The sequence below is a fragment of the Pseudomonas sp. MG-9 genome, assembly GCF_018729515.1.
In the GTDB taxonomy this organism is placed as follows: domain Bacteria; phylum Pseudomonadota; class Gammaproteobacteria; order Pseudomonadales; family Pseudomonadaceae; genus Aquipseudomonas; species Aquipseudomonas serboccidentalis.
The window spans coordinates 907,755-926,222 of sequence record NZ_JAHHZH010000001.1 but is presented as its reverse complement, the minus strand read 5'-3'; the positions used below and the strand labels follow the sequence as shown (position 1 = coordinate 926,222).

Genomic DNA, 18,468 nt, shown 5'->3' with positions numbered 1-18,468 from the left:
GCAGCGCACTGACCTGCCAACTCATTCTGCGCATCGCTGGATTATTGTCTAAGTAATTGTTTTAACACGATAAAACAAGATTTCTCCCCCTTGGCATGCGGTGTGCTAACTGCACAGACATGACCATTTCCGACAAACGACTGCGACGCCATCTGCTCACGGCAGTAGTGATCAAGCTACTGGTGCTGACAGTGTTGTGGTGGCTGTTCATCCGGGATTCGCACGTCAGTGTCGACTCGAACACCATCGGCAACCGTTTCGGTGTACCCACCTCGACTCAAGGGGCAAGCAAGTGATTTCAGAACACCTGGTGGATTTGTCTCGGCTGCAGTTTGCAGCCACAGCGCTTTACCACTTTCTTTTTGTACCGCTCACGGTTGGCATGGTTTGGCTACTGGTCATCATGGAAAGCGTCTATGTGATGACCGGTAATGTTATCTGGAAAGACATGACGCGCTTCTGGGGCAAGTTGTTCGGCATCAACTTCGCCCTGGGGGTGACAACGGGCATTACCCTGGAATTTCAGTTCGGCACCAACTGGGCGTATTACTCGCACTATGTCGGCGACATCTTCGGTGCGCCACTGGCAATCGAAGGCATGATGGCGTTCTTTCTTGAATCGACCATGATCGGCCTGTTCTTTTTTGGTTGGGATCGCCTGAAGAAACAGCACCACTTGCTGGTCACGCTGCTGATGGCGGTGGGTACAAACCTTTCAGCCTTGTGGATTTTGATCGCCAATGGCTGGATGCAGAACCCGGTGGGTTCAGAATTCAGTTACATCACCATGCGTATGGAGATGGTGGATTTTTGGGCGGTGGTTTTCAATCCGGTAGCACAGGCCAAGTTTGTCCACACCGTCTCAGCCGGCTACGTCACCGGTTCGATGTTTGTGCTGTCGATTTCGAGTTGGTACTTGCTCAAGAATCGGGATGTCGAGTTTGCCAAACGAAGTTTTCGGGTGGCGGCGGCCTTCGGTCTGGCTTCAGTGCTGAGCGTGATCGTGCTGGGTGATGAGTCGGGTTACACGGTGGGTGAAGCGCAGCAAACCAAGATGGCTGCCATGGAGGCCATGTGGGAAACGAAGCCTGCTCCGGCGGGCCTGACATTGGTAGCCAGTATTAATGAAGCCGAGTCCAAAAATAACTGGGAAGTTGAAGTGCCATGGCTGATGGGCCTGATCGGCACACGATCAGTCAGCAAACAAATTCCAGGCATTCATGAGATTAAAGAAAAGAACCGCGCTCGAATTCTCCGAGGCATTAGTGCCGTAAATGCCCTTGAAGCCGTCAGGGCCGATCGCACCGATTCGGCAGCTCTCAAGACATTCGAAGAATACAAAGCCGATCTGGGCTTTGGTCTGCTGCTCAAGAAATATGTCGAGGACGTCAACCAGGCCACGCCGGCCATTATCGAAAAGGCCGTAAACGATACCGTACCGCGCGTGACACCTATGTTCTGGGCGTTCCGGATCATGGTAGCCCTTGGCTTTACCATGCTTATGCTCTTCGGGCTTGCCTTCTGGAATACCTTGAAGTCGACCTGCACGCGACGCCGCTGGTTACTGCGTTGGGCGCTCTGCATGCTGCCTGCACCATGGATTGCCTGCGAATTGGGCTGGTTCGTCGCTGAGTACGGCCGCCAGCCCTGGACCATTTACGGCGTGCTGCCGACCCACATGAGCGTATCCACGCTTAGCGTCAACAATCTCTATGGCTCGCTGGCCGGATTCATCGTTTTCTACACCGTGCTGCTGGTGGTTGAAATGTTCCTGATGGTCAAGTTTGCCCGTCAGGGTCCTGGCAGCCTCGGTACCGGCCGTTATGTTCACGATGCCCATTTGAAGGAGCTCCACCATGCTTGATTACTTCACTCTGAAAATTATCTGGTGGGCACTGGTTGGTGTATTGCTGATCGGCTTCGCCATCATGGATGGCCACGATATGGGGGTAGGTACGCTGCTGCCCTTTGTTGGCCGCAATGACATGGAGCGCCGCGTTGTCATCAACACCGTTGGTCCGCATTGGGATGGGAATCAGGTGTGGTTCATCACCGCGGGCGGCGCATTGTTCGCGGCGTGGCCTGTGGTGTATGCCACGGCATTCAGCGGGTTCTACTGGGCGATGATTCTGGTCCTCTGGGCGCTGTTCTTCCGCCCGGTGGGTTTTGACTATCGCAGCAAGATTCACAACGCCACCTGGCGCAGCACTTGGGATTGGGGGCTCTTTGTGGGTGGGGCAGTGCCGCCTCTGGTGTTCGGGATTGCGTTTGGCAACCTGTTGCAAGGTGTACCGTTCCACTTCAACGACCTTCTGGTATCAACTTACACCGGTAGCTTCTGGCAACTGCTGAATCCCTTTGCGCTTCTGACCGGCGTTGTGAGTAGTGCAATGATCACCTTGCAGGGCGGTGCTTATCTGGCGCATCGCACTGAAGGGGGTATCCAGGCAAGGGCAATCAAAGGCGGGGTTGGTGCGGCGATTGTCCTGGTGTGTTCATTTATTGTTGCCGGCATCTGGCTGCAATGGATCGATGGCTATCGGATTACATCGGTCGTTGATACAGCCGGACTGCCTGACATTCTCAGCAAGTCCGTGGTACGCGAAGCTGGAGCCTGGATGGCCAACTACGGTCACTATCCTTTGTTGTGGCTGCTGCCCGCACTGGGATTGAGTGGCGCAGCAGGTGCCGCCCTGTTGCTGATGGTGCGCCGCACGCTTTCAGCGTTTATCGCGTCATCGTTTTCGGTAATCGGTGTTATCAGCACGGCAGGCGTATCGATGTTTCCGTTCGTCATGCCGTCATCCACGATGCCTGCGGCAAGTCTTACCGTGTGGGACAGCGTCTCCAGTCACTTAAGCCTGGCCATCATGTTCTGGGCCACGTTGATCTTCATGCCACTGATCTTGATTTACACCTCGTGGGCGTATCGCGTCATGAGGGGCAAGGTCACCGCCGCACAGATCAAAGCCAACGAACATTCCGCCTACTAAGTGATGGCAAAGGAGTAATAAGCATGTGGTATTTCGCCTGGATGCTGGGGGTCGGTTTTGCATTGCTACTGGCCATATTGAATGCGATGTGGGGCGAGAACGAAGCTGGCCGAGCCTTGAGCGACAACGACGAGACACGGTCATGATGCCGCGTGTGGCTAACCCACCACCATCCTCACAAATTCATTTGCTGAGTCTGGTAATCGCTTTAGTTATCATGCTCGCCTGCACGCTCTATCCCCCCATGATGGCCGCCCCTGACGGGAAGCCTGACCATGCTCTGGCAACTGCATTGTTCGCAGCCATGAGTGTGGCCTTCGTGAGAGGTGTGGGTTTTGTCCCGCGGATGCTGGTGTGGCGTTGGCTTTTCTCAGGCTGGACCTGTTTTGCGTCACTTGCAGTTGCTGGCTGGGTAAAGTTTCTGCATTGAGGATTGACGACAGGAGATGATGCAGCACGACCAAGCTATAACATGATGGCTCTCGCGCAGTCAGTGATAGCTTGGTTTCGTCTAGCGTGGCGGCTTTCCTGATCATTCGGGAAAGTCTGTCCGCTGCCGACCTTCAAGGTCCTCAAGCAAACCTTGAAAGTCATGAAGCCCGTGCCGGCATGTGCTTGTCAGGCATGAAATGGATAGTCAATGTAGCCACGCTGATCCCCGCCGAAAAAGCTGCCTGGGTCTGGCGTGTTGAGTGTCAGGCCATCGTGAAGCCGACGCGGCAGGTCAGGGTTGGCCAGGAATGGTCGGCCGAACGCAATGATGTCGGCACGATCGGAGATCAGCGCCTGTTCGGCAGATTGCGCATCGTAACCGCCAGCCAGGATCAGCACGCCGTTCCAGGTCTTGCGCAACTGGGCAATGATCGCGTCCCAGCGCGGGTCGAAGTTTTCGTCTTTCACCGTGCCGACCATCGCAGGCTCGACCAGGTGCAGGTACGCCAGATTCCATTGATTGAGCGCTTCGACCAGGTGCCCGAACGTCGCCTCTGGGGTGTCATCGCCCATGCCCATAAAGCGCCCCATCGGCGTCAGGCGTACGCCAACCCGTTCGGCACCGACTTCCTCAGCAACGGCCGCAACCACTTCCAGCAGAAAACGCGCGCGATTCTCCACGCTGCCGCCATAGGCATCGTCACGCTGGTTGCTGTTGCTGTTAAGAAACTGGTCGAGCAGGTAGCCATTGCCGGCATGAATTTCCACGCCGTCCATGCCCGCATTCAGCGCGTTGCGCGCGGCCACGCGGTAGTCCTCGACGATGTCTGCGATTTCCGCCGTTTCCAGAGCGCGCGGCACGGGCACATCACCCCAGACGCCGTTGCCGTTTTCATCGACGATAAACGTCTTGCCGGGCACCGGCAGAGCGCTAGGCGCCACGGGCAGGCCGGCGTCGGGTTGAAAGCTTGGATGGGAAACACGACCGACGTGCCACAGTTGCATGAAGATCAGCCCGTGGGCCTCATGCACCGCGGTGCTGACTGCGCGCCACGCCTGGACCTGTTCCGGGGTGTAGATGCCCGGCGTCCACGCGTAGCCCTGAGCCTGGCGGGAGATTTGTGTGGCTTCGGTGATGATCAGCGCCGCGCTGGCACGTTGGCGGTAGTACTCGGCGTTCATCGTCGTTGGCACATCACCCGGTTGGCCAGCGCGTGAGCGAGTCAACGGCGCCATGGCGACGCGATGGGCGAGGGTGTAAGGACCCAGTGCGATGGGTTGGAACAGACGACGTGTCATGGGTAGCTCCAGATTCAATCAACGGGATTCAAACGCAGCAGCAGGGCTGCGACTCAGTGCAGGTAAATTAACCGGGGGCAGCGGGTGTGATAATCCGTGGCCGGCGCTACGCTGTTTTGCGCGCAACGCAACGGCGCCCGTGCTCATCAGCGATGAACACGGGCGTGGCTCAGACGGGTTGGTTCGAACGGGTCAGCGGCAGGTTCAGCCAGCGCCGGCCGGTGGCGTTGGCGACGGCGTTACCAAGGGCGGCGGCCATCGGCCCCTGGACGATTTCAGCGGCACCGAGGAAGGGTTCTCCCGGCTGGTCAAGCAAATGCACATCGACTTTGTTCGGCAATTGGGTGAAACGCAGAATCGGATAACCGCTCCAGTCGTAGCTGCGAATGCCCCCCGCGTCGTAGGCGACTTTTTCGTACAGGGTCCAGCTCGCGGACTGCACGATGCCGCCCTCGACCTGATTGCGCAGGCCATCGGGGCTGACGATCTGGCCGACGTCCACCGCTGTCACCACATGATCGATGCGGATCTCGCCGGTCTGCGGATGCACCCGCAGTTTCACCGCGATGGCGCAGTAACCCATGATGTTTTTGTAGCGAGCAAAGGCGAAGCCGATGCCGGCGCCGGGCTCGCTGCTTTTTTGCGGCCAGCCGATCGCATCCCGTACACGCTCCACGACCGCGCGGGCACGCGGGTCACTCAGATGGGCCAGACGCAACGCCACCGGGTCGATTCCGGCCTTGATCGCCAACTCGTCGAGACTCGCCTCGATGGCGAAGATATTGATGTGCGCACCGAGCGAACGCATGGCCGAGGTACGAAAGGGCATTTCGGTGACGAAGTTCATGTTGATGCGCGTCGAGTTCAGGTCATACAGCGGCACCGCGTTGCGATCACCATCCCCTTCGGGCTGGGCGATCGGCACGGATGGCGCCGAGGCGAAGGGCCGGGCGAGCAAGCGTGCCGGCAACAGGCGCCCGGCGTTGACGATGCGTTCGTTGTGCGGCGTCGTCCATAGATCGTAAGTCCAATCCTGCAGTCGATTTTGCAACAACCCCGCGTCGACCTCGACCACCATCGCCGAGCTATAGGGCTCCCAGAGATTTTCCTGTTCGCGCATCCATTGCACGCGCACCGGCGTTCCGGGCACGCGCATCGCAATCAAGGCCGCATCGGCGGCGGCATCGTCGGCGCCGTTGTGCCCGTAACAGCCTGAACCCTCGGTGTGAATACAACGCACCCGCTCAGGGGGCAGGTGCAGCATTTCGGCGATACCGGCGCGCAACGGATACACGCCCTGGGTATGGGTCCAGACGGTGAGAATGCCGTCCTTGAACCAGGCCACCGCACAGGAGGGGCCTATCGAGCCATGCATCAGATACTGCTTGGTGACCCGCGCCTGAAAACGCGTGTCGGCCTTGCCGCTCGGCGTGCCGTCGTTGCTGATCGGATAGCGCCGCGAGGGCAGGCGTTTGAGCAGGCCATGAATCTCGGCGGCTTCGGGAATCGCCTCGCCGCCGCTCCAGTGCGCAACTTCGCTGGCACTGCGCATGGCTTTGATCGCTTGCCACTCATCACGGGCAACCACCGCCAGATAGTTTCCGTCGCGGATCACCTTGACCACGCCAGCCAGTGCCTCGATGGACGCCTCATCGAATGCTTGCAGCGTGCAGCCCGGACGTGGCGGGCGGATCACCCGCGCATGCAGCATGCCCGGCAGACGCATGTCCTGGACGAATGCTGCACCGCCGCTGACTTTCGCCGGGATGTCGAGGCGCGGCAACGAATGCCCGATCAGTTTGAAGTCTGCGGCGGCCATCGCCGGTGACTGTGCCTTGGCGTATTGGTGCACATCGACATGCTTGACCGCCTCGGCGTAAGTCATCCGCTGACCGGCCGTGCCTTCGATCACCCCGCCGCGAGTGCTCAGCAGCGCCCCCTCAACCTGCCAACTGCGGGCAGCTGCATCGACGAGCATTTCGCGCACCTGCGCGGCAGCGTTATACAACGCGGTACCGCTGTCGAAAATGCTGTGGCTGCCAGCGGTGTAGCCTTCGTTGGGCGTCAGCGCGGTGTCGGCGGTGAGCAAGTTGATAGCGGTTGCCGGCACCTGCAAACGCTCGGCGGCAATTTGCAGCAGTGCGGTTTTCACCCCGGTGCCCAATTCGACCTTGCCGGTGTAGACCGTAATGCCGTCGGCACCGATGCGGATCCAGGCGTCGAGCCAGGGGTTGGTGCGCAGGCTTCCGGGGAGGTCGGGAGCGAGTATCACGGTGCCCAGCGTATCGACTTCCGTATCAGCCAAAACCCGCCGTGCCACCGGCATCAGGGTGAACGCCACCAGCAACGCACCGCCACGCAGGAAGGCGCGCCGACTCGGGTTCAAACCATTGGACTCACTCATGTCAGGCTCCCGTTGATCCCGGCCACCTGTTTGATCGCTTCGATGATCCGCAAGTGCGTACCGCAGCGGCACAGATTGACGGCCATGTGGTCACGGATGGTTTGCTCATCCGGGTGTGGATTGCGCTCGAGCAACGCTTGCGCGCGCATCAGCATGCCGGCAATGCAGTAGCCGCATTGCGCGGCCTGTTTCTCGATGAACGCCGCTTGCAAAGGCCCAGGTTTCTCGGCGCTGCCGAGGCTTTCCACGGTGCGGACTTTTTTGCCTTCGAGGCCGGCGCAGGGCGTCAGGCAGGCGAACACCGGTTGATCATCGACGATCACCGTGCAGGCGCCGCATTGACCCAGACCGCAGCCGTACTTGGCGCCGTTGAGGTTCAAGTGGTTGCGCAGTGCATACAGCAGCGGCATGTCCGGCTCCAGCTCCAGCGGTTGCGCGGCTCCGTTGACGTTGAGAGTGATCTGGCTCATTTCGTCTCCTGACGTAACGCTTCAATAGTGGAAGAGAGGTCGGCCCACGGCTGATCGGGTCTGGCTTGTTGGCGCAGATACGCGGCGAGTGCGCCGAGTTGCGTGTTGTCGAGGCTGGCGGCGAACGGTGGCATCACCGGGCCGGGCGATCCGGGCGTTGCAGGCAAGCCCTCGAGCACGGTCTTGAGAAAGTTGCGCGAACTGGCCGCTTGCAGCGCCGAGGTGCTTTGCAGTCCCGGGCGACCATCGATTGCGCGCATCGGCGCTGCCGGGCCATGGCATCCGGCGCAGGCACTGTTGAAGAGCAGGGCGCCGGTCGAGTGGTCTGCCGGTTCACTGGCGGGGGGCTTTAGTGTCGTCTCTGTCACCGAACTCGGGTTCTCCAGGCTGAGCAGGTATTCGGCAATCGCCTCGGCTTCACTGGCGGGCAAGCGTGCCAGACTCAAACTCACCGGCCGCATCGGGCCGGCGGGCGTACCGTGGCCATCGACCACGTCGGCGCGCAGATAGCCAACCAGTTGCTCGCGACTCCACGGCGCGGCGCGTTGGCCCATACCGACCAACGCTGGCGCTTGCCAGCCGTCAACGCTGCCACCTTGCAAATATTCCGAAGATTTTTCCGCACCGATCAGGTTCAGCGGCGAATGACAACCGGCGCAATGGCCCGGGCCGTCGACCAGATAACGCCCGCGATTCCACGCCTCGCTGCGCTGTGCCACTGGCGTCAGTGGTTCTCCGTGCAGGAACAGCAGGTTCCAGAACGACACCAGCGGGCGAATGTTCATCGGGAAATTCATCTGGTTCTGCCTGGCCGGCGCGTGCACGGCGGGGCCGCTCATCAAGTAGGCATAGGCGTCGGCGATGTCCGCCTGGCTCATGCGCCGGTAGTGCACGTACGGAAATGCCGGATAGAGAAAGTGACCGTCGCGGGCAATACCCTGGCGCATCGCCCGCTCGAATGCCGGCAGGGACCATTGGCCGATACCGGTCTGTGCATCCGGGGTGATGTTGGTGCTGTACAGCGTGCCGAACGGTGTCACCAACGGCAGCCCACCGGCCAAGTATTCGCCGCCGGGGCGGGTGTGGCAGACCGCGCAATCACCGGCCTCGACCACTCGCGCCCCGCGTTGCAACTGTGTGGCCTCGAACGTCGCCGGGCGTTCGATGGGCGCAATTGCCGGGCGCCACATCAGCAATGCGGCGCCGATCAGGCCGAGCACAGCGACGGCTGCCACGCTGATCCATAGCGTTCTGGATTTCAGGAATGGGCGGCTCATGGGACAGAGAAAAACGCGGCAGGCAATGGCAGAACGGAGGGGATACGGGTCATGACAACGCTCCTTGTAACGGCCGGGGAAGGGCGCCGATGTAGACGGCTGCGCCAAGGGCCAAAGCGTAGAGAAACCGCCAGTGCTGGAGAATCACCGGCGCACGCAACAGCGCGTTGCGCCAAAAGCAACGGCTGCGACGTTGCGCGGGACGCATCACTGCGTTGCCTGACGCATGGATTCTGCTCATCGACACGCGGCCGTAGCCTTGGCAGCACGTTCCTGAACTCAATGAGGTGTCATCATGCTCACGGGCAACCCGGCCGTTGCGGCCAGCGCCGAACAGCCAACTTCACTTTCCGGCCTGATGGTCGCGTTCCTTGCGTTCTGCTGTGGCGCGGTCGTGGCCAATCTTTATTACGCTCAGCCGATCGTTGAGCTGATTGCGCCGCAGATCGGTCTGTCCAGCGCCAATGCCAGCCTGATCGTTTCGCTCACGCAGTTTGGCTACGCGCTGGGTCTGTTGCTGCTGGTGCCACTGGCCGACCTGATGGAAAACCGCCGTCTGGTGGTCGGCTTCACCCTCGCGGCGAGTGTCACGCTGTTGTGCGCCGGACTGACCCATTCGCCGTCGATGTTCCTGGTGCTGTCCTTGTTGATCGGCCTCACCTCGGTGGCCGTGCAGATCCTCGTACCGCTGGCGGCGCACCTGGCACCCGAGGCCAGCCGTGGCCGCGTGGTCGGCAATATCATGAGCGGTCTGCTGCTGGGCATTCTGTTGTCGCGGCCACTGTCGAGCCTGTTGGTCGACGTGTTCGGCTGGCGCGGGGTGTTTTACAGCGCTGCGGCCCTGATGGCGCTCATCGCGCTGATTACCGCTGTGGCATTGCCGCGTCGGCTGCCGACGCATAAAGCTACGTATGTTGCGTTGATCGGGTCGGTGTTTGCCTTGGCCCGGCGTTATCCGGTGTTGCGTCAGCGCTCGTTGTACCAAGGGCTGCTGTTCGCCAGTTTCAGCCTGTTCTGGACCCTCGCCCCGATTGAACTGATGCGGCACCACGGTTTTACTCAGGCGCACGTGGCGATCTTCGCTTTGGTCGGTGCGGTGGGTGCCATTGCGGCGCCGATTGCCGGGCGTCTGGCCGATGCCGGACATGGTCGTCGCGGCACACAGGTCGCGTTGTTACTGGCGCCGGTGTCGCTGTTGATCGCCGCGCTACCGGGCAGCGGCTATGTCTGGCTGGTGGTGTGTGCGGTGCTGCTGGATTTCGCCGTGCAATTGAACATGGTGCTCGGTCAGCGTGAGGTGTACGCCCTTGATCCACACAGCCGTGCGCGTCTTAACGCGGTGTACATGACCAGCATTTTCGTCGGCGGCGCGCTGGGGTCTCTGGTCGCGAGCCCGCTGTACGAGCATTTCGGCTGGAACCTGTCCGCCGTCGCGGTGGCGTTGCTGCCAGCGCTTGCGCTCGGGTTGTTCGTGAGCCGCAAGGCCGATGTCTGAACACCGGGCGAGGGCGTGCAAGCACGCCGGTACAAGACGACGGGCGAGCAGTGATGCACAATCGTCCGGGATCCCTTACGACCGGACCCCGCTTATGGACAAGTTGCTGGCACTGAAGATGTTTGTTGAAACCGTGCGCTGCGGAGGCTATTCCTCAGCCGCGCGCAAACTCGGGATTTCAACGTCGTCAGTGACACGGCAAGTTGCGGGGCTGGAACACGAGCTGGGTGCGAGCCTGCTCAATCGCACCACGCGCAACACCAGCGTGACCGTTGCCGGCCAGACCTATTTCGAAAAAGCCGTGGCGATTCTCGACGCGATCGATGAAGCCGATGCCGTCGTCGCTGACCGTGGCAGCGAGCCGCAGGGCCGACTGCGCATCAGCGTGCCGGTGGAGTTCGGGCGACGCCTTATCGCGCCGCACCTGAGCCGTTTGCTCGAGCGGCATCCGGGTCTTGAGATCAGTCTGTCGCTGAGCGATCAGGTCGGTGACCTGCTCAGCGAACAGATCGATGTTTCGGTCCGGCTGGGGTCTTCCGTGGTCAGTGAAGACATCGTCAGCAAACGGGTAGGGCATTTCGAACGCTGGGTGGTGGCCAGTCCCGAATATCTGGCCCGTAGCGCGGCGCTATGTCACCCACGGGATTTGCTTGAGCATCAATGCCTGCGTTTCGATTACGGCGGCACACACCAGCACTGGACCTTCCAGAGTGAGGAAGCGCCCATTCAGCTCAACGTCCACGGCCGCCTGCAAAGCAACAACGCCGATATCCTGCGCGAAGCAGCCATCGGCGGAGGGGGGGTGACGCTGCTGGCCGACTGGCTGGTGCGCGAAGACGTGGCAGCCGGCCGGCTGACCCGGGTGCTCGAGCATTACGAGGTCAATCCCGGCAGTGCCAGCACGTGCATCAACGCGTTGTACTTGCCTAATCACCGTGGCTCCAGCCGGATTAATGTGTTTATCGAGTTTCTGATGGAAATCCTCAGCGTCCTTCCCCGTGGCACGCAAACCGAATAGCCGTAAACGACGGGGGTATCCGTATGGGTGGCTTCGTCACTATCATTTATTGAGGCGTAAATAGCGCAGGCGCTGAAGGCGACCGCTCTTTGATCACTGCAATCGGTCAGAGCCGGACGGTGAAGTCCCAGGATTTTTTCAACAAACGGAGTCTCCCTACATGGAAGTCATCAATCATTTGCAGCCCGAAGCGTGTGCAGGCATGGAGGACATCCGGCGCGAGATCGATGCCCTTGATCAGGCTGTCATCCAGCTGTTGGGCAAGCGCTTTCACTACGTACTCGCGGCCTCGAAGTTCAAGACCTCGGCGACTTCAGTACGTGCGCCGGAGCGATTCAAGGCCATGCTGGTCACTCGACGCGAGTGGGCAGAGGCCGAGGGTCTGAATCCAGATGCAATCGAGAAAATGTACAGCGACCTGGTGAATCACTTCATTGCAGAAGAGATGAAGCACTGGGCTGCTCATCAATCCGACACTTGATACCAGTGGCCGGGCTGTCTGCCGTGAGGCGTCGATTTCGGTCAGTCATGACAGGCAGCAATCGGCCAGAGCGGACAATGACCGATTACGTCATCAGGCAAACAGCAGCCCATCGACTGCTCAAGGTCGCGCGCACGCTGGCGGACCTTGAACCAGCTGACGGGATCAGGCGCGAACATCTGGCCGAGGCGCTGCAATATCGGCCGGCAATGCTCTAGCCAGTATCACCCCTTGCTCAGATCAACCAGCGGCGTCTGCCGCACCTCGGTCTCGCGCCCACCCTGAATCTCGTTTACCTGCTTCAAGGCCTTGTCCACAGCCGCCTTATCCGCCAACAAGCTGTAGCTGATGCGGAACTGCTTGTGTTCCTTCGGCCCAATTGTTGGTACCAGGTTCAGTGGTCGCTGGTAACGGCGGTTGTAGGAAAAACTGGTCCCCGGCTCCAGCCCCGTGACATAGCCCTGACCTTGGGTATCGGTGTTTTTCCACAGGGAAAACACCGGCAGTGTCTGAGTATTGAAACCGACCGAAACGCCCAGGCTGCCGGCCTTGTTGTGCAGCACGGCCAACGTATCACCCTTGGCATCGGCATACGGCACCACGTTGTAGACCGTTTCGTCGTAGTCCTTGGTCGGTGCGCGGTAGGTTTGCCAGTCGGGCAGATCGCCCTTGGCCTTGTCGTTGAACGGCGACACCTGTTTCACGGGCGCGGCGAAACGAGCGCCCTGTTCCAGGAACGGGGTGCTGAAGTTGCTGTGATACAGCGCCTGGTATTCCTTCGGATAGTCGCCGTTGTTGGTCAGGGTGTCGTTGAGGGCGAACGCTACGCTGCCGGGTGCGGTGACCAGTTCGGTCGCGACGGAGAAGTCGACCTTCTTGAACGCCTGCTCCTTCAGTTCGCCGCGCAGGGTGATGGCGTACGGTGGTGTTTCATCGATGTGCAGGGTGACTTTGTTCGCAGGAATGTTGGCGGCCCGACCGTGCAGGGTCAGCAGTTCGCCGTTGTCGACGCCAGGGTGGCCGACCCATTCGTATCCGCAGCGGGTGACCAGCTCATTGAAACCCTCCAGCCAGCCCAGACCACCGCGGCCATTGAGTTCGATAAAGGACGGATTGACCACTTCCTTGACCGGTGAATCCCAGCCCATGCGCACATTGCCGACCGAGGCCTGCAAGACGTTCATTCCCCGTGTGGGCACTACCGAGAGTTTCATCGTGCCGTTATCGATGTCGACAATGCTGACGCCCTCCTGTCGACCGCCATGCAAGGTGCGCAGGGACACGCTGAAGGGTTTGTCGGTTTTTATGCCGAGTTGCTGGCTGGTGACCTGCCAGTTCCGGGCGGCGTTGTCGGTATCGAGCAGGACGTAATCCCAGGCCATGGCGTGGGAGGCAGCGGACAGTGCGCTGAGGGCAACGAAGAGTTTTAGCGGGGTCATGACAGCAGCCTTTCTTGGAGTTGTGCCCTTTTTATAAACGTGATGAAACGTTTCAGCAAGCTCAAAAAGTGACGCAATGCCATTCAATGCAAAGAAAGATTCGGGACCTTACTTCACCTGCGCCTCTTCCAACAGCCAATGTGCAAAGGCCTGGACGGGCGCGCGGCTCAGCTTGAGTGGTTCAGGCAACACGAGACAAAAGGTCTTGGCGACATTCTTCTCCTGCGGCCATGGTGCAACCAGACGGCCTTGCGCCAGCTCTGCTTCCACATACAGTCGCGGTACGAGTGCCACACCGAGACCAGCCAGTGCGGCCTCAATCAACATCGCATGCAAATCGTAGTGCGCGCCCATCGCCGGGTTGGTCAGGATAATCCCGGTTTCCTGAGCGTAGCGCTGCCATGCATCCGGGTTCTGTCGTCGGTGTAATCGCGGCAGTGAATCCAGAGCCGTTGTCTGCTTGCCTGGATTCAGGAGGGCAGGGTGACAAACCGGAATTAACACTTCGTTCAACAGGCGGTGCGTGTGCATGCCTGTCCAGGCCGGGTGCTCAAAATGGATGGCGGCATCAAAGCCGCTGCCGGCAAGTACGAACGGTTCCATGCGTTCCGAGAGGTGTACGCAGATATTTGGGTGTTGCTGGTTGAAGCCAGACAAACGCGGGATTAGCCAGCGCAGGGCAAAGGTTGGGCTGACGGCGATATCCAGGCTTGCGCCGTTTCTGGGCTGGCCCATCAAATACTGGCAGTCCCTGTCGAGGCGGTCGAGTAGTTCGCGCACTTGCGCCGCGTAGCGCTCACCGTTAGGCAAGAGCCGCACGCGGTTGCCAACGCGCTCGAACAGGGTGACGCCCAGAAAGGCTTCCAGGCGGCCTATCTGCCGACTGATTGCGCCCTCGGTCAAGGCCAATTCGTTTGCGGCACGGGCAAAGCTGCCATGGCGGGCTGCTGTTTCAAAGGCAATCAGTGCTGCGTTACTGGGGAGTTTTCGACGCATGGTCTTTCCTGGAGTCAAGACAGCCACCTTGATATTTGATCACTAAGTGGTGCCGAAAAATCGTTTTAAGGGTCATTGCCGTGCCACTAGCATGATGGAACATCAATCAGTGAGGTGACTTTATGATTTACACAGTCGAATGCAACTACGCTGACCCCGCCAGCGAAGCCGAGTGGAATGGTTTTTACAGCCTGGAAAAACTGCCGGCGCTGATCTCGGTGAGCGGTTTCAGCGCCTCACAGCGTTTCAAAGCCTTGAGCGGCACTTGCCCGGCCTACCTGGCTTTACATTCAGTCGATACGCTCGCCGTATTGCAAAGCGACGAGTATCGCCAAAAAGGAGGTGGCAATTTTTCCCGCTGGCAGTCGCACATCACTGATTGGAGACGCAACCTCTATGCCGGGCCGGACCAGGTAGTTGCCGTGGGCACGAACGAATTCCTGTTGATCAGTGAACAAGGCCCTCACGTGCTGATTGAGTTAGGCCTTACGCCTTTAGCGCTGCACGCCGTTGCTTTGGACAAGACCCCTGCACACCGCTGGCTGGCAAAACTGGATTGCGCTCAGGCCAGGGCCAGCGATCTGCAGGGGCTGAATGTATATCGCGCCATGACCGTGCAGTTACAGTCATGAGTAACGTGGACATACATCGCTGGAGACCTGCACACGCGCACCCGACCACATCGGTGGCTTGTTGAGCGCCGCGGGAGAAATGGCCTTCGCCAACGCTGAGTAGGTTTTGCATCAGCGAGAGCCTGCTTTCGGGGAAGACGATGGCCACCTTGGTCAGGCCAGTGAGCGTGCTTACATCCGGTGATGTTCCAGCAAGAAGTCCACGAACAATCGCACCCGCGCCGGCATTGCCGACCCGCCGACGAACACCGCATGAATCGGTTCCTGGTCCCCGGGGTTGGAGGTTTCCAACAGCGCAATCAGGTCGCCGCGCTGCAGATCCTCGCTCACGCTGAACTCACCGATACGTGCAATGCCGGCACCGACTCGCGCGAGTTGTGCCAGCGCTTCGCCGCTGCTGCATTCGATGTTGCCGCTGACCTTCAGGGAAAACTCTTTTCCATCGCGGATGAACGGCCAGTTGGGTTCGGCACGCCGGAAGTTGAAGCGCAGGCAGTTGTGCTGTAGCAGGTCTTCCGGTTCCTGGGGGATGCCGTGGCGCTGCAGGTACTCGGGCGATGCCACCACGACCTGGCCGGTGGTGCCGATCCTGCGCGCGGTCAGCGGACTGTCGGGCAGATGGCCAAAGCGGATCGCGACGTCGGCCTGCCCGCCGAGAATGTCGACCACTTCGTCGCCGAGGGTGAGGTCGACGACGATGTTCGGGTAACGGGCGCTAAATGCTGCGACCAAGGGAACGATGGCCAGCCGTCCATGGCCAAGGGCGGCACTGACCCGCAACCGCCCCTTGGGTACGCCCTGGTCGGCGATGGCTTCTTCGACCTCGTCCATGTCGGCCAGGATACGCCGGGCGCCGCGCAGGAACGCTTCGCCCTCGGCAGTGAAGGTGATCGCTCGGGTGGTGCGCAACAGCAGACGGGTGCCAAGACGTTGCTCGGTACGCGCGATGATCCGACTGACTGCCGAGGGTGTCAGGCCCAGTGCACGCGCGGCGGCCGACAGGCTGCCTTCCTGCGCCACGGTGGTGAACACGCTCATTTCACCTGATCTGCCGTTGAAATCCACTTGTGCCTCCTGCGCAAAGGTGGTTGCCAAAAATACTATCTACCGCCTGAAAAGACTGGATCGTAGCATCAGCGGCATAGATAAGGAGCCTTCCATGCGTATCAATCCACCACTTGTCGCACTCGCCATCGGTGCCTTTGGCATCGGCGTAACAGAATTCGCCCCCATGGGCATGTTGCCGGGTATCGCTGCGGATCTGGGCGTTTCCATTCCCGCCGCCGGTTTGCTGGTCAGCGCTTACGCGCTGGGCGTATTGCTCGGCGCACCGCTGATGACCCTGACCACCGGCAGGATTCCCCGGCGCTATCTGCTGATCGGGCTCATGGCGATTTTCACCCTGGGTAATCTGATGTCAGCCCTGGCCACCGATTACTACAGCCTCATGGTCGCCAGGGTGGTGACCTCACTGAACCATGGTGCATTTTTTGGCGTTGGCTCTATCGTCGCCGCCAGCGTGGTCGCCCCGGAGAAACGTGCCGGGGCGGTTGCGGCGATGTTCATGGGCCTGACCCTGGCGACCATCGGCGGTGTGCCGCTGGCCGCCTGGTTTGGCGAACTGTTCGGTTGGCGCACCGCTTTCTGGGGTATTACCGGCCTCGGCGTGGTGACCATGGCCGCGCTGTGGTTCGCCCTGCCTAACCTGAAGACGCCGCAAAGCGTCGGAGCCATGGCGGAAATTCGGGTGTTGGGGCGTGGCCCGGTGCTGGGCGCGCTGGCCCTGACCGTCGTCGGTTCGAGTGCCATGTTCACCGTCTTCACCTACATCGCGCCGATCCTCAGCAGCGAGACCCATGCGTCCACCGCCTTCATCACCGCGATGCTGGTGCTATTCGGTGTCGGGTTGACGCTGGGCAACATGTGGGGCGGCAAGGCCGCCGACCGTTCGATAGATCGCACCTTGATTGTCTCGTTGAGCGTGCTGATTCTCGTCTTGTTGGCGTTCACCGTACTGATGCGTTGGCCGCTGCCGGCCGCCATAGCCATCCTGATTTGGGGTGTCGCCAGCTTTGCCCTGGTGCCGCCGCTACAAATGCGCGTCATGGAAGCAGCGAAGGACGCGCCCAATCTGGCCTCTGCGGTGAACATTGGCGCCTTCAATTTTGGCAATGCGATTGGCGCAGCACTGGGCGGAGCGGTGATCAACGCGGGTCTGGGTTATCCGGCGATTTCCCTGGCCGGAGCGGCGATGGCAGGCCTGGGGCTGCTGATGGTGTTGGCTTTTGCCTGGCGTTCCAGAACGATTGAAGCCGCAGCGGTGTGACGAAGATGAGGGGAGTCGTTCGTTGCCATCGATGAATGGCGGAGGCGATGGGATTCGAACTCACGAACCTGTTACAGACGACGGTTTTCAAAACCGCGATAGAAACCAGTAAATACGCGGCTTATAGCGATTTTTCGTTCCATTATTCTGATTTTCGAGCACCTTTACATGCCGCATTCTACAAGGGGCACGTTTCGAGTTATGGAACTCTTTTTAGTCTATTTTGACGGCTTCGCGATGGCGCCGACGCGGCAATGAACTCGCTCAGTAATGTCGCCTTTTGTGTGCTCAAGCAGCAGGCTGGTGTCACCCATATCGCTGATTTCCGAGGCCGCTTTCGGAGGTCCGGCCAGGTCTGTCGGCAGCGCTGGTGCGCCCGCTTGATTGATCGTTTCACTGAGGCCCCGGTAGGCACATGCTGTTCTTGCGAGTGATGACGCGGCGGCCAATTTCGGTGGGCACCTGATCGTGCTGTCGGACGTATGCGCGGGGGCTATTCAGGGATTTCTCCAGCCAGGCGCCGCCCTCCGTGACCGATGGTGGCAATTTGGTTTGGATTAGGGTATTTGTGTTCGGCCCGGCATGGAGCCGGAACGAGGAGAATTTATGGGTGATGTTGTCGCGGATGCGCGTGCCAAGGCACTGGTTTCGTTTATGGAAGCTGCAAAGGAGCTGGGTATTGATCTCTTTGCTTTAGCTGAGCAAGCGGAAAGAGACGTGATGAAGAACTACGATGGCGGTCAGGCCTTGTACATCATTAACGAGATCAGAATCGCGCAGGTGGAGGTAGTGGGGAGGGGTAAAAAGGATGCTTCTGTAGGTCTGGCCGTTTAGGCGTCGTTCCGTGACCGGTTGTGGCAAGGTTTGATAACGAAGGTGGGCGTTGTGTAAAATCGCGTCGTCGCCCAGGTCCCGCTGTAGTTCCGCCAGACTCGATCTTGAAATGCTCGTGACACTTTCTCGCCAGGTTCATATGGTGTCGCGACACGCCTGAGCATCCAATCCCGAGTTTCGAAATCGGCTCCGATCAGAATCATCGGCAACCGCTGGTGAATGTTTGAACACCTTGGCCAGGTGTGCAAAATCCCGCCGTCTTCCCGCCTGATCAGCCTACGTATCGAGAAAGTCGTCTTCCGGGATAGGCTTGCGTAGAGCTGACATGGTCGTCTCCAGAGTGGGGGGGATCCTACAACAGTCGGATGCACT

Annotated in this window: 19 protein-coding genes and 1 pseudogene; 12 read left to right on the top strand and 8 right to left on the bottom strand. The window is 59.9% G+C overall.

Annotation, left to right across the window (positions count from 1 at the left end; genetic code table 11):
- Positions 1 to 119 precede the first annotated feature (119 nt).
- Genes cydP through KKQ10_RS28365 form a run of 5 tightly spaced genes read left to right on the top strand, consistent with a single transcriptional unit; the run spans position 120 to position 3,423 of the window.
- On the top strand, positions 120 to 296 hold the full coding sequence (cydP, locus tag KKQ10_RS04200) for a cytochrome oxidase putative small subunit CydP (protein WP_010459233.1): 177 nt from the start codon (positions 120 to 122) through the stop codon (positions 294 to 296).
- The gene (locus tag KKQ10_RS04195) at positions 293 to 1,864 is read left to right on the top strand and encodes a cytochrome ubiquinol oxidase subunit I (RefSeq protein ID WP_215500300.1); all 1,572 of its coding nucleotides are present in this window, start codon (positions 293 to 295) and stop codon (positions 1,862 to 1,864) included. The genes cydP and KKQ10_RS04195 overlap by 4 nt, the downstream gene beginning before the upstream one ends.
- Positions 1,857 to 2,993 (top strand): cytochrome d ubiquinol oxidase subunit II, encoded by a 1,137-nt coding sequence (gene cydB / locus KKQ10_RS04190; protein ID WP_215500299.1) that lies wholly within the window; start codon positions 1,857 to 1,859, stop codon positions 2,991 to 2,993. Before KKQ10_RS04195 ends, cydB begins: the two co-directional genes overlap by 8 nt.
- 23 nt (positions 2,994 to 3,016) lie before the next feature.
- The gene (gene cydX, locus KKQ10_RS04185; RefSeq protein WP_127646899.1) at positions 3,017 to 3,139 is read left to right on the top strand and encodes a cytochrome bd-I oxidase subunit CydX; all 123 of its coding nucleotides are present in this window, start codon (positions 3,017 to 3,019) and stop codon (positions 3,137 to 3,139) included.
- Positions 3,136 to 3,423: a cyd operon YbgE family protein gene (locus KKQ10_RS28365; RefSeq protein ID WP_215500298.1), complete on the top strand. Its 288-nt coding sequence runs from the start codon at positions 3,136 to 3,138 to the stop codon at positions 3,421 to 3,423. Before cydX ends, KKQ10_RS28365 begins: the two co-directional genes overlap by 4 nt.
- 188 nt (positions 3,424 to 3,611) lie before the next feature.
- On the opposite strand, the gene KKQ10_RS04175 is transcribed toward KKQ10_RS28365, so the two are convergent.
- The 4 genes from KKQ10_RS04175 to KKQ10_RS04160 form a co-directional block, all read right to left on the bottom strand.
- Positions 3,612 to 4,724, bottom strand: coding sequence for an alkene reductase (locus tag KKQ10_RS04175; RefSeq protein WP_215500297.1), 1,113 nt, complete (start codon positions 4,722 to 4,724; stop codon positions 3,612 to 3,614).
- Positions 4,725 to 4,893: 169 nt separating this feature from the next.
- Positions 4,894 to 7,128, bottom strand: a complete 2,235-nt coding sequence (locus KKQ10_RS04170) for a xanthine dehydrogenase family protein molybdopterin-binding subunit (protein ID WP_215500296.1) — start codon at positions 7,126 to 7,128, stop codon at positions 4,894 to 4,896.
- A complete protein-coding gene (locus tag KKQ10_RS04165) occupies positions 7,125 to 7,598 on the bottom strand; it encodes a (2Fe-2S)-binding protein (RefSeq protein WP_215500295.1) in 474 nt (157 codons plus the stop codon). The genes KKQ10_RS04170 and KKQ10_RS04165 overlap by 4 nt, the downstream gene beginning before the upstream one ends.
- Complete coding sequence (locus KKQ10_RS04160; protein WP_353844737.1) at positions 7,595 to 8,833, bottom strand: c-type cytochrome; 1,239 nt, start codon at positions 8,831 to 8,833, stop codon at positions 7,595 to 7,597. The genes KKQ10_RS04165 and KKQ10_RS04160 overlap by 4 nt, the downstream gene beginning before the upstream one ends.
- A 337-nt stretch (positions 8,834 to 9,170) precedes the next feature.
- Between KKQ10_RS04160 and KKQ10_RS04155 the strand changes: the two genes are divergently transcribed.
- The 4 genes from KKQ10_RS04155 to KKQ10_RS28555 all read left to right on the top strand — a co-directional run bounded on the left by KKQ10_RS04155 (position 9,171) and on the right by KKQ10_RS28555 (position 12,087).
- A complete protein-coding gene (locus KKQ10_RS04155; protein WP_127646911.1) occupies positions 9,171 to 10,370 on the top strand; it encodes an MFS transporter in 1,200 nt (399 codons plus the stop codon).
- A gap of 94 nt (positions 10,371 to 10,464) precedes the next feature.
- On the top strand, positions 10,465 to 11,388 hold the full coding sequence (locus KKQ10_RS04150) for a LysR family transcriptional regulator (RefSeq protein WP_215500293.1): 924 nt from the start codon (positions 10,465 to 10,467) through the stop codon (positions 11,386 to 11,388).
- A gap of 160 nt (positions 11,389 to 11,548) precedes the next feature.
- Positions 11,549 to 11,869 carry an isochorismate lyase gene (locus KKQ10_RS04145; protein WP_127646915.1) on the top strand — a complete coding sequence of 107 codons (321 nt, stop codon included), beginning with the start codon at positions 11,549 to 11,551 and terminating at the stop codon, positions 11,867 to 11,869.
- Positions 11,752 to 12,087: a magnesium chelatase subunit ChlI family protein gene (locus tag KKQ10_RS28555; protein WP_343228787.1), complete on the top strand. Its 336-nt coding sequence runs from the start codon at positions 11,752 to 11,754 to the stop codon at positions 12,085 to 12,087. The genes KKQ10_RS04145 and KKQ10_RS28555 overlap by 118 nt, the downstream gene beginning before the upstream one ends.
- 6 nt (positions 12,088 to 12,093) lie before the next feature.
- Here the strand turns inward: KKQ10_RS28555 and KKQ10_RS04135 are convergent, their stop codons facing one another.
- Both KKQ10_RS04135 and KKQ10_RS04130 read right to left on the bottom strand, forming a co-directional pair.
- The gene (locus KKQ10_RS04135) at positions 12,094 to 13,308 is read right to left on the bottom strand and encodes an aldose 1-epimerase family protein (RefSeq protein ID WP_215500292.1); all 1,215 of its coding nucleotides are present in this window, start codon (positions 13,306 to 13,308) and stop codon (positions 12,094 to 12,096) included.
- 108 nt (positions 13,309 to 13,416) lie between these two features.
- A complete protein-coding gene (locus KKQ10_RS04130) occupies positions 13,417 to 14,304 on the bottom strand; it encodes a LysR substrate-binding domain-containing protein (protein WP_215500291.1) in 888 nt (295 codons plus the stop codon).
- A gap of 122 nt (positions 14,305 to 14,426) precedes the next feature.
- Here KKQ10_RS04130 and KKQ10_RS04125 point away from each other — a divergent pair, with 122 nt between their 5' ends.
- On the top strand, positions 14,427 to 14,936 hold the full coding sequence (locus KKQ10_RS04125) for a sugar ABC transporter (RefSeq protein WP_215500290.1): 510 nt from the start codon (positions 14,427 to 14,429) through the stop codon (positions 14,934 to 14,936).
- A gap of 171 nt (positions 14,937 to 15,107) precedes the next feature.
- Here the strand turns inward: KKQ10_RS04125 and KKQ10_RS04120 are convergent, their stop codons facing one another.
- Entirely contained in the window at positions 15,108 to 16,001 is an 894-nt protein-coding gene (locus tag KKQ10_RS04120) for a LysR family transcriptional regulator (RefSeq protein ID WP_215500289.1), read from the bottom strand.
- 94 nt (positions 16,002 to 16,095) lie between these two features.
- Between KKQ10_RS04120 and KKQ10_RS04115 the strand changes: the two genes are divergently transcribed.
- Positions 16,096 to 17,262, top strand: coding sequence for an MFS transporter (locus tag KKQ10_RS04115; protein WP_215500288.1), 1,167 nt, complete (start codon positions 16,096 to 16,098; stop codon positions 17,260 to 17,262).
- A 218-nt stretch (positions 17,263 to 17,480) separates the two neighbouring features.
- Here KKQ10_RS04115 and KKQ10_RS28360 read toward each other — a convergent pair.
- Positions 17,481 to 17,603: pseudogene (locus KKQ10_RS28360) on the bottom strand (integrase); the annotation flags it as partial.
- A gap of 265 nt (positions 17,604 to 17,868) precedes the next feature.
- Between KKQ10_RS28360 and KKQ10_RS04110 the strand changes: the two are divergent.
- On the top strand, positions 17,869 to 18,096 hold the full coding sequence (locus KKQ10_RS04110) for a hypothetical protein (RefSeq protein WP_215500287.1): 228 nt from the start codon (positions 17,869 to 17,871) through the stop codon (positions 18,094 to 18,096).
- The last annotated feature ends 372 nt before the right edge of the window (positions 18,097 to 18,468 follow it).